The organism is Pseudomonas sp. P1_F7, from assembly GCF_056405655.1.
In genome coordinates this window covers 105,226-117,935 of the sequence record NZ_JBFUBR010000008.1, presented here as the reverse complement: position 1 = coordinate 117,935, position 12,710 = coordinate 105,226, and the positions used below count along the sequence as shown (strand labels likewise).

Genomic DNA, 12,710 nt, shown 5'->3' with positions numbered 1-12,710 from the left:
TTCTTCAAGGTGAGTCTATGGCGCATTATGTGGTTTCAGCCGTTCGAATCAACGATGCCGCTGAAATAGAGCTCTTCATGTGGGCAAAGGTTGACTCCAGCGTCAGCAAAGGAAGATTTCTTGAAAAACCACACATAGCTTCGATGGAAGACATCATTGCGGCTATTCGCGATGGCGACGTTGTTGAGATGACATTCGAAGCGGGCATCGGGACGGTGTCAGGTGGAAAGCTTCTGGAATGCCACTTGCCAAGTGGTGAGGTGACCGTAACCGAAGAACGTGCTAATCCAGGCAGAATGATCAGCGACCTACCAAGATTTTAAATCGTGACAACTACCCGTCTGCCGATGCGTTCAGTGCAATAGGTGAGGGCGGGTCAGGCAGCTGCCGTGGATTCAGGCGAGTAGTCCATCCACGAAAGCTTGGTCGCTGACTTCCGCCTCACATCATTCTGTGGCAGCTTGACCTTCGCCCTGATGATCACGTCGCGGCACCGCCCCAGCTTACGAATGCGCTCCGCGTACTCGGCGGCGTACTGGGGGGGCATCAAACATGCTGCTGAGCTGTGCGACACGCTTGCCGTCCATGATCTTGATCACGCGCTCTTCGACGGCTTGGAGCCACTGGCTCATTGAAAGCTCGATCCGCTTACCTTTCTCGATCTTGTAGTCCCGAACCTTGCGCTTCGCCTCTTCGCGGGCGAAGTGCTCATTCATTCCAAATACGGCAAATGTGCTCATGGCTATTTCCAGGCAGACACCTGCCTCGCCGGCTGGCGTGAGTCGTTTAAGAGGGGAAGGCCATTACTGATTAAGTCGTATCGATACGCTTCTCACAGTGGTCGCTGCTGGCGTAATGCGTTGATGGCGTTAGGGTGATTTGATTTCACTTGAGCCCCACCCCAATCATCTGCTGGCGTGTTGATCATGAGGAAAGCGGTTGAAATGGTTAACTGCCATTCAAACTCTCTACATCTTGAAATTGACGGTGAGTGGGACGTCGGAATTGACATGACCAGATGCTCGGGAAACGTCTTTCCGAATCTTCTCGTCAATGTTCGTTCCCCGACTCGAGCAGTGAAGCCAACCCGAAACCAACCTTGCCCTTGTGGGACGGGGAAAAAATTCAAGCACTGTCACGGAGCAATCTAATGGCAACAGCAATCAATGTAGATGGCGACGATAATAAGTTTCCAGGGGCGGTAATTATCTCGGACGGAGACGGGGTTATTGTCAAAGGCAATAGAAACGACTTCTCGTCAGCGAAAATTGCAGCAGGCGTTAAAAATGTAGATCGGACTATTGCGTTGCTGGGGTTGCCTGCTGACACCCCCCCGGAATACCTCACCGAGGTACTTGAGGCTTTTGCCAAGAATGGCGAGGTTAATGAGAACGAGAAATTTGCACTTAAAGATTGGCTTGTGAAGTCTGGAAATGAAGCCGTTTCTTGGTTGCAGCTTTTGAAAAACATCGCTGCCCTCGTCCTTCCCTGAGCTCCTCAATAGCTAGTTAGGTTGGGTTGGGGCATTGCGGGGGATACAAATGTCGGTCGAAAGGAGATCTAAATGCTGCACTCAAGCTTCAGAGATGCTTACAAAGGACGCATCATCCAGATTCGCTTTGATGAACATCCAAAGGGCTTTACTGCCAAGTTGCAAATTGATGGTAATTCTACCGAACTGCCAGACAGGGGCCGTGTGTGGCGTGATCGCGAAGATGCAAAAGTTGATGTCACCAACATTGCTCGCGAGATCATCAGCAGTATGTGATGTTGATCAGTCGTCATGGCAGATGCGCAGGGCTTCGCGGTTGTAGGCGAGCTCAAGTTTGCGCGACACGTTTTCGGGTATCTCGTAGGTGTGTCGCGGCGGGGTCAGCAGAGACGCGGACTTTTGAGGCCCTAATCCATGAAGATGATGAATCATCAGCGTGATGGCCTCGCCCTGTTCCTCGATGCCGCTCCAGGCCATCAGCTCAGCCAGTGCCTGCCGGGTGCCGGCCATGCAGTGCAGCCGGATTTCTTCCTCGCCGCGAGTCTTTCGCCTCGCCGCGGTCTTTGCCGATCGTTCTTTCTGCGCGGCTGCCATTGCTGCACTCCTTTAAATCGCTGGCTGGTAGATCCAGCCATGTCTGTCGTCGGCGCTGGCGCACCTGGTTGCTTATTCGTCTCATGCTGCCCTCTGCTGACTCCAGACACCCACGGCGTCGAACACCCGTGCGGCCTGCTCTTCAGTCAGCGATATCTCGGCGGGGATGGCGATCCAGCCCGAAGCGACCCGATGATTCGGATTGCTCTCGGCGATCAAGTCTTTGTAGGTTTCCTCGATCACGTCTTCGAGGTGCGCGGCCAGATAGTTGCCTTGGGGAGCAACCTCTACTGATTTAGTGTAGCGGTGCCCTCGTTGATCGCGACACTGGACGCTGAGATAGATTGTCCAACGGTGAGCAAAGTCGCAGACCGCGTCCGCGAGGCGTTGGCCTGGCGGGATGCTCTTGCAGCTCTTCCAGTTGATCATGCCCTGGCGGCCGCTGGGATCGATGTTCACCACCGCGACGTGGTTGGTGCCCAGCAGTGCTCGGCACGATCGCTCAATCCGCGCACGCATGTTGTTTGGCTTTCTCTTGCTCATAGTGGAATCTCGTCGCCAAGGATCACTTCGACCTGCAGCTTCGGCAGCTTGGTTTTGATCTCTGTCAGGCCTTCTTTGAGCACCAGAGAGTTATCCGAGACGGATGGCATAGACATGACGTTCAACGACGACGAGTCGGTGACGCTGAGATGGGAAGCAAGTACGGATGAAGACCGTGTGATGGAGGTCGACAGCATTGAAGCGGTAGAGGAGCCGGCGCCTTTCTAGCTGGTAACAAAAAAAGCCCGCACGTGGCGGGCTCATCTATTCGGATTGACTTCAGTCCTCTGGATCAATTTCTTCTTCAGGCTCACACCTGGCAATCAACTCGGCGATGGTTTCTGCTATGAACTCCGCGTTTCCTGTGATCACGGCCAGATGGTCCTCAATACGGTTGGACACTTCCGTAGAACCACGCTGATCGATCCAAATACCGATCTCTTCAACGGCACAACCCAGGGCCATGATGTTCTGATTGAGGCGGTGGAGCAGGGCGGGGGTAAGGTCGTTTGACATAGCCGGTCCTCCAGTTAACAGAGAAGCATAGCAAGCAGGGAAGAGCCCAAAGGGCTATCGATCATTCAACAACGAGGCGACTCCACGCGTGATGAATTCTAAGTTTTCATCCAGCTTGGTCAGTGAGTTGCGGATTCTGGTCCCGTCTTCAGCGGGACCATGCAACTGTTCAATCCAAATGGACAGATCTTCCACAGCCGCTGCTATGGCGAGTTGGTTTTCGTTGAGCTTGTAAATCAGAGAAGGGACGAGGTCGTTGGTCGGCATGGCTTGATCCTCCTTTGTGTGAGGAAAAGCGTAGCAGGCAGCAAAAAGCCCGCTTAGTGGCGGGCTTTTTGTACGGGGTCAAATCCTTTTGTCCGTTCAATCTGCGCTCCATTCTGTGAGCGCTTCGTGAAAAGTATGTCGCAGGAACGAAAAAGCCCGGCGTCGGCCGGGCTCTCTGTAGATGGGCCAAATCCCTTTGGCTGACCGCATTGTGCGTGACGGGTGTTACGGATGCGTGACAGTGCAGATACGAAAAGCCCCGCGCGGGTGTGTTCAGGCGCAAATTGCGCCCCTGATGATTCTGTCTAGCCGATTGTAGGCTGCTGCCAAACGATCTAACGGTCGATGCTGGATAAAGCATAGACTGAAAAGTAACCTTCTCCGCCAAGGTCAAGGATAGGGTGATCTAGCGTGCAATCGTTACACGCTCTTGATTTTACGTGCTATAGCATGAGTCTCTTGGTTGGCTCCGGTTGAGGGTAGCCGCCATGCTTTCCAGTCTAGAGCTTCGATACCTGGTCGAGAGAAGCTTTCTCCCGATGTATTGCGCATGCTCAGTTTCATCTGACAACTGTCTGACTGTCCGTATCTACAGTCCAGAGACAGGCCGGCTAGATCTTTTCTCTACCGGCATCTCCTGTTCCGAGCTCAACAGCAATCGTGCAATAGAGAGTATGCTCGCCAACCTCCGCAATGATCTCAACGCACATACCGTGCAACTTTCGCTCGTGCGTAATCATTGAGCCCCAGAACCCCGACTTGATCGCTACCTGAGCATGACCAGGCTTTTTGGAGAGCTTTCGAGCACAGAAACGAAAAGCCCTGCTCTGACGCGGGCTGATTTTCAGTTTCTGACCTGGCGACCAAAGCGACTAATCGTTCATCAGCTCCGCGATTCCGCGGGTGATGTGCGCCAGGTTCTCGTCGAGAGTAGTCAGGGTGCTACGCACATTGTCGGCAACATGCGAAATTGCACTCCACTTGACCACCCGCTTGCATTCGACCTGACCAGTCATTTGCATTCGTTCTGACCACCGATTGCATCGGATTTGACCAGCACGCTTTGTAACCATGATCGGCAGAGAACGGCCAAAAGCAGTGACAGCCATAAGTGAAATTTCTTAAATTTCTATTTTTTCTTAGACGCTTCAGCCCCCATCCAGCCAGACAAGATGTTGCATTGAACGACGTTATCGACCAGCGAAGTTGAAATCCTCCATCAGCATCGCGCGCGATGAAAATAACCGTACTAGGCTATTGCGGGCGCCTTGAGTAGTAATGGGAGTTCTATCGCTGGGTGAGTTGACCCCTTTGATCTATCCATTGGGCATTGTTTGAGGGATCACTCACCAGGATCCTGGTCGCTGCGTGCTGGATGTTTGAGTAGCAGTAACAAGGATCGACACTTGATAAAGGAATGCCTGTATGAAAAGACTTCCACATTGCTCCAGGCTATTCGTTGCCTGTTCATTACTGATAGCGCTCAACGGCCTGGCCCAGGCAGCACAAACAGAAAAGCCCAATATCCTGTTCATCGTGTCCGACGATACTGGCTACGGAGACCTCGGCCCCTACGGCGGCGGTATTGGCCGCGGCATGCCGACCCCGAGCATTGACGAATTGGCACAAGAAGGTACGACCTTTTATTCCTTTTATGCCCAACCAAGCTGCACCCCGGGTCGGGCGGCCATGCAGACCGGGCGCATCCCCAACCGCAGCGGCATGACCACCGTGGCCTTCCAGGGCCAGGGCGGTGGTTTGCCCGCCGCTGAATGGACCCTGGCCTCGGTGCTCAAGACCGGCGGTTACGAGACCTACTTCACCGGCAAGTGGCACCTGGGTGAAGCCGACTATGCGCTGCCCAATGCCCAGGGCTATGACGTGATGAAGTACGTCGGCCTCTATCACCTCAACGCCTACACCTACGCCGACCCGACATGGTTCCCTGACATGGACCCGGAAACCCGGGAAATGTTTGCCAAGGTGACCAAGGGCGCACTCTCGGGCAAGGCGGGAGAAAAGGCCGTCGAAGAGTTCAAGATCAACGGCCAGTATGTTGATACGCCGGTCATTGATGGCAAACCCGGTGTAGTCGGGATCCCCTACTTTGACGGTTATGTCGAGAAAGCCGCGCTGGAATTCCTCGACACCGCGGCCAAATCTGACAAGCCGTTCTTCATCAACGTCAACTTCATGAAAGTGCACCAGCCGAACCTGCCGGCACCGGAGTTCGTTCACAAGTCGATCTCCAAGTCCAAGTACGCCGACTCGGTGGTCGAGCTGGATACGCGCATCGGCCGTATCATGGACAAGCTCAAGGCGCTGGGCCTGGATAAGAACACACTGGTGGTCTACACCACCGACAACGGTGCCTGGCAGGATGTTTATCCGGACGCCGGCTACACGCCATTTCGTGGCACCAAGGGCACCGTGCGCGAGGGCGGTAACCGGGTCCCAGCGATCATGACCTGGCCCGGAAAAATCAAGCCCAATGCCAAGAACCACGACATTCTCGGCGGGCTCGACTTGATGGCGACCTTCGCCTCGGTGGCCGGCATCAAGTTGCCGGAGAAGGATCGCGAAGGTCAGCCGATCATGTTCGACAGCTACGACATGACCCCCGTAATCACCGGCACTGGCCCCGACCCACGCAAGGAGTGGTTCTACTTCACCGAAAACGAGCTGTCGCCAGGGGCCGTCCGTGTAACCAATTACAAAGCCGTGTTCAACCTGCGTGGCGACAATGGTGTGCCGACCGGCGGCCTGGCCGTGGACACCAACCTGGGCTGGAAAGGGGAGTCGAAGTACGTGGCGACAGTGCCGCAAGTCTTTGACTTGCTGCAAGATCCCCAGGAGCGCTATGACATCTTCATGAGTAACGTCACCGAGCGCACCTGGACCATGGTGCCGATCAGCCAGGCGATCAACAAACTGATGCAGACCTACATCAAATACCCGCCACGCAAGCTGCAAAGCATGGGCTATGACGGCCCGATCGAGTTGTCCAGGTACCAGAAATTCCAGTCGGTGCGTGAAGTCCTGCAGAAAGAAGGGATCAGCCTGCCGATGCCAGCCGGTAATTAATTAAGCTGACAATGAGCGACGGCCCTTTCAGGGGGCCGTCAATTTGCGACTGACGTTTCTAAATATGAAATGGTGCCGATAGTGGCGGTGGTGAGTGCCACCGAAGCCCTCACGGGTAACCGCGATCAGAGATACGATGCGTGATCCGAAAGCACTTCTGAAGTAGCAAGTTATAGGCATTACTAATGCGCATCCGGTCGGCGTTTTCAACGCAACTGCTGACCTGCGCGCTTTCTGGAAACCCAATAAGAATCATTTTACTTAGCTTCATCTGAAGGACTGCAAAGGGTCGTTCTCTGCCGGTCATGGCCACGCAGCGTGATGGTCAAATCCGATGCAAATGATTGGTCAGGTCGAATGCAAATGGGTGGGCAAGTCCGTGCAATTACCCACAACAGTGGGATGCCCGAGTTTGTCTACCCATAGAGCAAGCTCTTCGACAGCGGCCGCGATCGCTATTTGGTTCTCGTTAAACCGGTAGAGCAGGGAAGGGATCAGATCGTTGGTTGGCATGAGCTCGCTCCTCCTTTGAGGAGAAAAGCTTCGCATCGGACAACAAAAAGCCCGCACGTAGCGGGCTTTCTGTATGGGGTCAAATCCTTTTGTCTGTTCAATCTGCGCTCAACTCTGTGAGCGCTGCGTGAAAATTGCGTCGCCGAAATGAAAAGCCGATGAGTGTCAGGATCGGGGGATGGCAGAACGAAAAAGCCCGGCGTCAGCCAGGCTTCTAGTAATCGAGGCCAAATCCATTTGGCTGTCTGCATTGTGCTGGGTGCATGTGACGAAGGCATGACAGGGGCAGATACGAAAAGCCCGGCTCTGGACCGGGCATTTGAGTTACATCGGTACGACCGCCAGCACGCTTGTACTCACAATTTCGCCAGCCTCCATTACGGAGAACTGCTGAACCCTGATTTTTTTTGAGTCCCGCATCGAGTGACTACAACATCTCGCCGTCATACCACGCGCCTACTCCGCCTTCCCCCGCACAATCCTTCTCGCCTTCATAACCCGCCAGCTAATTTGTGCCGTTCAATGGAGAACCCTGCGACTCTCTCCAATCCTGATCCGATCAAGCGCCCGGTTTAATGCGTCCAAGGCATCGAGGAGAGCTTTCGCCTCGGCTTCCCGGCCATCCCCCCATAGGCGTTCAGCCATTTTGTTCAGGGCTTGGATGGAACGCTCAATTTCAGCAGCAGTCACTGCTGCTTTACTGTCCGTCTGCTTCTTCTTCATTGAGTAACCGTTTGCAGGGCATTGCTTGTATTTCAGGATCTAGCGCAAATACGCCCGCCAGAACGTATGGCTATTCAGCCTTCCGGACAATCCTTCCCGCCTTCACCTCATCAGCGTAAGCAGTCAGCCGATCAGCTTGCTCATGCAGCTTTTCGATCGTCTCCATTGCCTCCAGAAGCTCTGTATCCCCGCGCTGTTTTGCCAGCCTGAACATTTCCAGGGCCGCTTCTTCGAGGGAATATGCAGCGGCTTTCAAGTCGCGGCGTAACTCTTGATTGGGTTTGTTAAGTGCCATGACAACCTCCTGCCAATCCCTGCCGCGATCATTGGCAGTGTTCCGCCTTCGCCGGCCGGATTACCTGACCTGCACCGATTTCTTTAATCCAGCCATCTAACCGATTCTCACCTTGCTGAAAGACTGTGATCATCCTTCGAAGCGCCTCAGCATCTGGTCCATTACCTGCGTGGCTTAGCCGCTCGGCAATCCGAACTAACTCCACGGCCGACCACTTCAGATCAGAAGCGACACCCTGCAGATCGCGCTTCAGGTCCTGCACTGGTTTGTTGAGTCCCATCATCACCCCTTACAAGTCCCCACAACACTAATCCGATATTCAGTCCGCCAGAGCGATTCTCAGTGCTACCGCAGTTTCCAGCAGCTTATTCGCCTGGGCCGAGACGGCTACAGCCAGGTCTTCTTCCCCTGCATCTCTAAGCGTTGCTGCCAAATCGAGCAGCTTCCCTACCTCTGCCTCGATGGTACGGACGGATTCGCCTATCTGGTATCGAAGTGAGTGCGCCATGCCATCTACCCTCAAGCCAGATCTAGTACAAATCCACGCCGCGCCAAATTACTCCGGCTTCGCTCGCACAATCCTTCCAGCCTTCACTGCTCTTGGTTGGGTTTGGTGAGAGGCCTGGAGCCTCCTGAAAATCTTTGGCGTGTCAGATATTAGCTGCGGGAAAACCATTTCTTGATCGTCAGCAGCACTGAGGATCGGGATGGCTTGTGATCGCTCACCAATCTATCAAGTGCGACAGTAGCTTTCAGGGTTCGCTCCCTTAGCGTGCTGAGTCGAGTATGCAGCTCTTTCTTCAGGCGCTTTCGTTCGTCGGGCGGGGACAGCTCTATCAGCTTGTGAGCCATGAAAAAATTCAGCTCCATCTGCTGGTCTAGAGCATCGGTGATTTCCTTGATCGCATCTTTCATCCGAAGTCCACTCAGTCGCTACATTACTCACGCTTTGGGGCGTTACACCAGGTGAGCGTTCCACACCAGAAGCACTCTCGCCTGAATGTACGTTTCATCTCGCGGGATCGGTTCAGGCGGGTGGTTAGTGTTATCGGAGATCATCTTGAAATGATCGGTACCTTGCATCTGGAGACGCTTGATGTATAGGTGATCGCCCCATGAAAAGAGATAGATCCCATCCCCGACAAATTCCCGAATGCTCACGTCTACCAAAAGAGGATCGCGGTGCTTGATCGTTGGAGACATTGATTGACCCCATCCCGTGACAACCTTCAGGTGGTAGTGTTCACTGAACTCCACTCCCAATTCCCTGAGGTGCTTAGGGTTAACTCGCACATCCTGCAGCATCTCGGGGTAGTCATGCGGAACTTGCCCGCCACCCATTGCTGCTCGGACGTCGTAGTGGGCTATCCACACTTCGTCGCCGACCTGTCCGGGGCGAGAGAAGTCACCCGCGATGACATTTTCTGTTTCAACTACGCCGTTGTCCGTCTCTTCGGCGACTGCCAGAAGGCGACGGCGCGCCTGCTCCGTAAGGCTCTTTCCCTGCTTGGCAAGCATCTGGCGGACCAAGTCAGCAGCTGAATTAACCGGCGTTGAAGCATCCGCTTGATCTTCTCTTCTGGGAGGAGACACAAGAGCGCCCGCTGTAAGGCCGATTTTATCTTCGAGGTTAGCTGCAGCCTTTTCGCCAAGGTTCCTATGCCCATTGAGAATTTGGGAAAGGTACGAGGCGTCTAGGCCGTACTGATTGGCAAAGTCTTTTTGGGAAGCTCCCGCCATTACGGCTTTGAGAGCTTCGACCCTAATTTGGTTGATATCCATCAGGCAATCATCTCTTTCAGTTAGTAATCAGTAAATTACGCTCTGCTACTGCCTGATAGATTAGCAGTTGCTAATCTGCAAGGTGATTTAGGAGGTGCACTCATGAATCTGCACGACTACATCAAGTCTTTCGACAAACAAACCCTAGAAAGCTTTGCGGCTAGCTGCAGAACAACGGTGGGTTAACTCAAACAGGTTGCGTATGGCTACCGGCGTCCTGGCGCTGCTCTCGCTATCAGCATAGAGCGGGAGTCCTCTCGCTCGGTTACAGACCAACATCATGGTGAGCTGAACTGTTCAATGCTCTGGATTGATCTGTCAGTACCAGCTACTTTGAGATTTCACGCAAGGAGTTCGGACATGGCAGATAAATATGTTGGAAAAATAGTTGGGGTTGGTACGGATAACTTGGACTACGTGATTAACATCTATCAGGATGAGACCATTGAGCGCTCGCCAAACGGCATGGTTCGACATGAAGGCCTGAAGCATTTCGAAATGCAATCTGGTGGTGACGTGAAAAAGATTTCTGAGACTGAGTACGAGATTGTGGCTACGGGAGTGAGGGTGACCGTGCATGATGCTCAAAGCTAAGAAAGTCGGTTTGTCATGTGAGCACTTGAATGAGAGTGCCGCATGGTAGGTCGAAGCAATCTCCCGTTCGCCACCATATGAAAACAAGTGTGGCCAAGGGGGATCGGCTCTGAGGATTCGCCTAAACCTTTGCCTCAAACCACTGCGTTAATCCTTAACCTGCGGGGAATGAATCAGTTTTCCGTCATAGCTCTGACTCCTTCGTTGAATTAATCCCCGCCAGTATCCGTAGCCACGCCACCATTTCAAACATCTGAGTACACCCATGACAATCAAGCAACCCGACAGGGAGGCGATCGAACGAGCCTTCCGGGCCGGGTCGCTTTCGGTGCGAGCAATCGCCGAGCAGAACGACATCACCGATACAGCCATCCGCAAGCGGGCCAAGAAGGAAGGCTGGCTTGCTGGCTATCACAAGTCGCAACGCCGAGGCCGTGATACGCACCGCGATTCAGCACGTCGCCGGCCAGGCGCGAAATCAGTTCGCCAAACAAAACAGCGACATCCTGAGGGGCGTGAAGATCATCGCCACGCTGGATGGCCGAACCACAGCATATTGCCGAGCGGCGGACGGTACCGAATACGCACTGGGCGAGGGGCTGCGACCGCCATTCCACATCCGCTGCCGGACCAGCTTCATTCTGCTGCTCAAGGATGCACCCTCGCTGGGCGCGCTTGCTGACCGATCGAGCATGAACGGCCAGATCAAGGCGGACACCAGTTACTACGAATGGATCAAGACGCAGCCGGCATCCTTTCAGGACGCGGTCATCGGGAAGTCCCGGGCGAAGCTGTTTCGCGATGGCGGTATGACTCCCGAACAGTTCGCTGACCTGCAGATCGGCAACAACTTCAAGCCCCGCACGCTGGAGCAACCGGCGGTGCTACCCACTATTACGCGACCACTATGCCGAAACCACCGGCCTGGGTTAAAGGCGCCAAACAGACGCTGGCGCTCGGTCACCATGTGTTCTTCAAGGAGGTGCCATGACCGCCTTCAGCAGATTGTCTCGTGTATTGGCCACTGCCGAGGAGGGCAGCCTTTGGTTCGAATGCCTTGGCTGTAAGATGATGCATCGAGTCATGCACGGCTCAGGGCCAGGTCGATTGCATTCTGTAGCCACGCTGGCGCTTTCTCCCTGATGGCCTTCAGACCTTCGACGGTGTGGCGTTTGCGCTGTTTCTTCTCGATGCGGTTGATCGTGCTGGCCGCCGGGTTGTCCGGGCACAGCCCCTTTGTCGCGGCGTGGTTGAAAATGTCGATGAGCAGCGCACGACACTGGTTTGCCGTGCGCGGGGTGAGGGCGTCCAGCATTTCCGCGACCATGCGGATCGTGATCTGGTCGACAGCCTTGCCTTCGAAGTGCTTGCGAAAGCGCCGGAAATGCACGGCATACAAGCTGACCCGACCGAGCGCTACTCAATTTGCCAGCTACCTGCAGCGAAGAGGGCCGTTCGCAACAAGGGCTTGAAATTACTCCAAGAGCTTTCTCGTAATTTTCAACACATATTGCTCATTGAGGACGTGTGAAGGAAGAACGTTGAGGCGACTGTATTCGCCAAGGAACTCATTGGAGACGGCCGCGGCAGTGCGCTCAAGGATTTTTTCCTTAACGCTCACGGGGCAATTGGTTTTGTACTTGTAGCCAACGAAGTCGCGAATGTGATTCGTCATAACGATATCAAGTGCAGATGGCTTGTTTATCACAGCATTCCTTGGCATTCCAATCCCTATTAAGCACTCATTGAGAGCTCGTTACGTTGATGAAAATCCATTTAATTGTCTAATTCTACAAGAAATATACAAATGTGAGGGGCTCATGGTTTATGGAGGAGCGCGCCAGACTTGACCCAGCGAATGCTCAACGAATTACCGGAATCACCGACGCCGGCGATGAAGGACTGATTGCGTTGCAGGCGTGCCAGACCTACGTCAAAGCGCTCGCGCCTACACATTTCGAATGAGTTCGCGGGGATTTCGCGGAGATTACCGGGCGGGAATGGAAATCAGCTGTTGATTGGCTGGTGAATCTCTGTGGCCGATGTCTGTGCTGCTGCGTACTCGTCAGCCAAAAACCGAGTTGAGTCGGTATTGCCGAGCTGTACTTTCTCACGACGAACTCGCTCCTTTGCGCGGAGCGTCGAAAGCACAGGGAAGAAAAGCATCAGGCTGACCGGCCAAGCCAATATCGCGCAAATGATGAGCAGGCTATGAGTGAGCCTGTCACCGTAATTGAGGGCAAAAAAATCCAATACACGATCCAGAACTGGATTGTTCTGGATTGGATCAGCGCTATCGTTGATCCA

19 protein-coding genes and 4 pseudogenes are annotated in these 12,710 nt (G+C 54.0%); 9 read left to right on the top strand and 14 right to left on the bottom strand.

The window, feature by feature from the left end; genetic code table 11:
- Positions 1-17: 17 nt before the first annotated feature.
- The gene (locus AC1D1M_RS14195; RefSeq protein ID WP_477776108.1) at positions 18-323 is read left to right on the top strand and encodes a hypothetical protein; all 306 of its coding nucleotides are present in this window, start codon (positions 18-20) and stop codon (positions 321-323) included.
- Between the two features lie 180 nt (positions 324-503).
- On the opposite strand, the gene AC1D1M_RS14190 is transcribed toward AC1D1M_RS14195, so the two are convergent.
- Positions 504-740: a hypothetical protein gene (locus AC1D1M_RS14190; protein WP_477776107.1), complete on the bottom strand. Its 237-nt coding sequence runs from the start codon at positions 738-740 to the stop codon at positions 504-506.
- Positions 741-926: 186 nt separating this feature from the next.
- On the opposite strand from AC1D1M_RS14190, the gene AC1D1M_RS14185 reads away from it, so the two are divergent.
- The 3 genes from AC1D1M_RS14185 (at position 927) to AC1D1M_RS14175 (ending at position 1,768) form a co-directional block, all read left to right on the top strand.
- Positions 927-1,151 carry an SEC-C metal-binding domain-containing protein gene (locus tag AC1D1M_RS14185; RefSeq protein ID WP_477776106.1) on the top strand — a complete coding sequence of 75 codons (225 nt, stop codon included), beginning with the start codon at positions 927-929 and terminating at the stop codon, positions 1,149-1,151.
- Positions 1,151-1,492 carry a hypothetical protein gene (locus AC1D1M_RS14180; protein WP_477776105.1) on the top strand — a complete coding sequence of 114 codons (342 nt, stop codon included), beginning with the start codon at positions 1,151-1,153 and terminating at the stop codon, positions 1,490-1,492. The genes AC1D1M_RS14185 and AC1D1M_RS14180 overlap by 1 nt, the downstream gene beginning before the upstream one ends.
- Before the next feature lie 72 nt (positions 1,493-1,564).
- Positions 1,565-1,768, top strand: coding sequence for a hypothetical protein (locus AC1D1M_RS14175; protein ID WP_477776104.1), 204 nt, complete (start codon positions 1,565-1,567; stop codon positions 1,766-1,768).
- A 6-nt stretch (positions 1,769-1,774) separates the two neighbouring features.
- Here the strand turns inward: AC1D1M_RS14175 and AC1D1M_RS14170 are convergent, their stop codons facing one another.
- The 5 genes and pseudogenes from AC1D1M_RS14170 to AC1D1M_RS14150 all read right to left on the bottom strand — a co-directional run bounded on the left by AC1D1M_RS14170 (position 1,775) and on the right by AC1D1M_RS14150 (position 3,412).
- Complete coding sequence (locus AC1D1M_RS14170; protein ID WP_477776103.1) at positions 1,775-2,086, bottom strand: hypothetical protein; 312 nt, start codon at positions 2,084-2,086, stop codon at positions 1,775-1,777.
- A gap of 81 nt (positions 2,087-2,167) precedes the next feature.
- Entirely contained in the window at positions 2,168-2,629 is a 462-nt protein-coding gene (locus tag AC1D1M_RS14165) for a hypothetical protein (RefSeq protein WP_477776102.1), read from the bottom strand.
- A gap of 2 nt (positions 2,630-2,631) precedes the next feature.
- Positions 2,632-2,715, bottom strand: a pseudogene (locus AC1D1M_RS14160) (exonuclease); the annotation flags it as partial.
- Positions 2,716-2,908: 193 nt separating this feature from the next.
- Positions 2,909-3,145, bottom strand: a complete 237-nt coding sequence (locus tag AC1D1M_RS14155) for a hypothetical protein (protein WP_477776101.1) — start codon at positions 3,143-3,145, stop codon at positions 2,909-2,911.
- Positions 3,146-3,199: 54 nt separating this feature from the next.
- The gene (locus AC1D1M_RS14150) at positions 3,200-3,412 is read right to left on the bottom strand and encodes a hypothetical protein (RefSeq protein WP_477776100.1); all 213 of its coding nucleotides are present in this window, start codon (positions 3,410-3,412) and stop codon (positions 3,200-3,202) included.
- A gap of 488 nt (positions 3,413-3,900) precedes the next feature.
- Between AC1D1M_RS14150 and AC1D1M_RS14145 the strand changes: the two genes are divergently transcribed.
- Positions 3,901-4,155, top strand: a complete 255-nt coding sequence (locus AC1D1M_RS14145) for a DUF1652 domain-containing protein (RefSeq protein WP_477776099.1) — start codon at positions 3,901-3,903, stop codon at positions 4,153-4,155.
- Positions 4,156-4,837: 682 nt separating this feature from the next.
- Entirely contained in the window at positions 4,838-6,496 is a 1,659-nt protein-coding gene (locus AC1D1M_RS14140) for an arylsulfatase (protein ID WP_477776098.1), read from the top strand.
- 348 nt (positions 6,497-6,844) lie between these two features.
- Here AC1D1M_RS14140 and AC1D1M_RS14135 read toward each other — a convergent pair whose 3' ends face one another.
- The 6 genes from AC1D1M_RS14135 to AC1D1M_RS14110 form a co-directional block, all read right to left on the bottom strand.
- On the bottom strand, positions 6,845-7,009 hold the full coding sequence (locus AC1D1M_RS14135) for a hypothetical protein (RefSeq protein ID WP_477776097.1): 165 nt from the start codon (positions 7,007-7,009) through the stop codon (positions 6,845-6,847).
- Between the two features lie 519 nt (positions 7,010-7,528).
- Positions 7,529-7,732, bottom strand: coding sequence for a hypothetical protein (locus AC1D1M_RS14130; protein WP_477776096.1), 204 nt, complete (start codon positions 7,730-7,732; stop codon positions 7,529-7,531).
- A gap of 70 nt (positions 7,733-7,802) precedes the next feature.
- On the bottom strand, positions 7,803-8,027 hold the full coding sequence (locus tag AC1D1M_RS14125; RefSeq protein ID WP_477776095.1) for a hypothetical protein: 225 nt from the start codon (positions 8,025-8,027) through the stop codon (positions 7,803-7,805).
- A gap of 28 nt (positions 8,028-8,055) precedes the next feature.
- Positions 8,056-8,307, bottom strand: coding sequence for a hypothetical protein (locus tag AC1D1M_RS14120; RefSeq protein ID WP_477776094.1), 252 nt, complete (start codon positions 8,305-8,307; stop codon positions 8,056-8,058).
- A 377-nt stretch (positions 8,308-8,684) separates the two neighbouring features.
- Positions 8,685-8,942 (bottom strand): hypothetical protein, encoded by a 258-nt coding sequence (locus AC1D1M_RS14115; RefSeq protein ID WP_223458207.1) that lies wholly within the window; start codon positions 8,940-8,942, stop codon positions 8,685-8,687.
- Between the two features lie 42 nt (positions 8,943-8,984).
- The gene (locus AC1D1M_RS14110; protein WP_477776093.1) at positions 8,985-9,809 is read right to left on the bottom strand and encodes a S24 family peptidase; all 825 of its coding nucleotides are present in this window, start codon (positions 9,807-9,809) and stop codon (positions 8,985-8,987) included.
- A 360-nt stretch (positions 9,810-10,169) separates the two neighbouring features.
- Between AC1D1M_RS14110 and AC1D1M_RS14105 the strand changes: the two genes are divergently transcribed.
- Positions 10,170-10,403, top strand: coding sequence for a hypothetical protein (locus AC1D1M_RS14105; RefSeq protein WP_477776092.1), 234 nt, complete (start codon positions 10,170-10,172; stop codon positions 10,401-10,403).
- Between the two features lie 874 nt (positions 10,404-11,277).
- Positions 11,278-11,394: pseudogene (locus AC1D1M_RS14100) on the top strand (cell wall hydrolase); the annotation flags it as partial.
- Positions 11,395-11,487: 93 nt separating this feature from the next.
- Here AC1D1M_RS14100 and AC1D1M_RS14095 read toward each other — a convergent pair.
- A pseudogene (locus tag AC1D1M_RS14095) lies at positions 11,488-11,814 on the bottom strand (integrase); the annotation flags it as partial.
- 425 nt (positions 11,815-12,239) lie between these two features.
- Here AC1D1M_RS14095 and AC1D1M_RS14090 point away from each other — a divergent pair.
- Positions 12,240-12,368, top strand: a pseudogene (locus tag AC1D1M_RS14090) (lysis protein); the annotation flags it as partial.
- Between the two features lie 42 nt (positions 12,369-12,410).
- On the opposite strand, the gene AC1D1M_RS14085 reads toward AC1D1M_RS14090, so the two are convergent.
- Positions 12,411-12,656 carry a hypothetical protein gene (locus AC1D1M_RS14085; protein ID WP_477776188.1) on the bottom strand — a complete coding sequence of 82 codons (246 nt, stop codon included), beginning with the start codon at positions 12,654-12,656 and terminating at the stop codon, positions 12,411-12,413.
- Between the last annotated feature and the right edge of the window lie 54 nt (positions 12,657-12,710).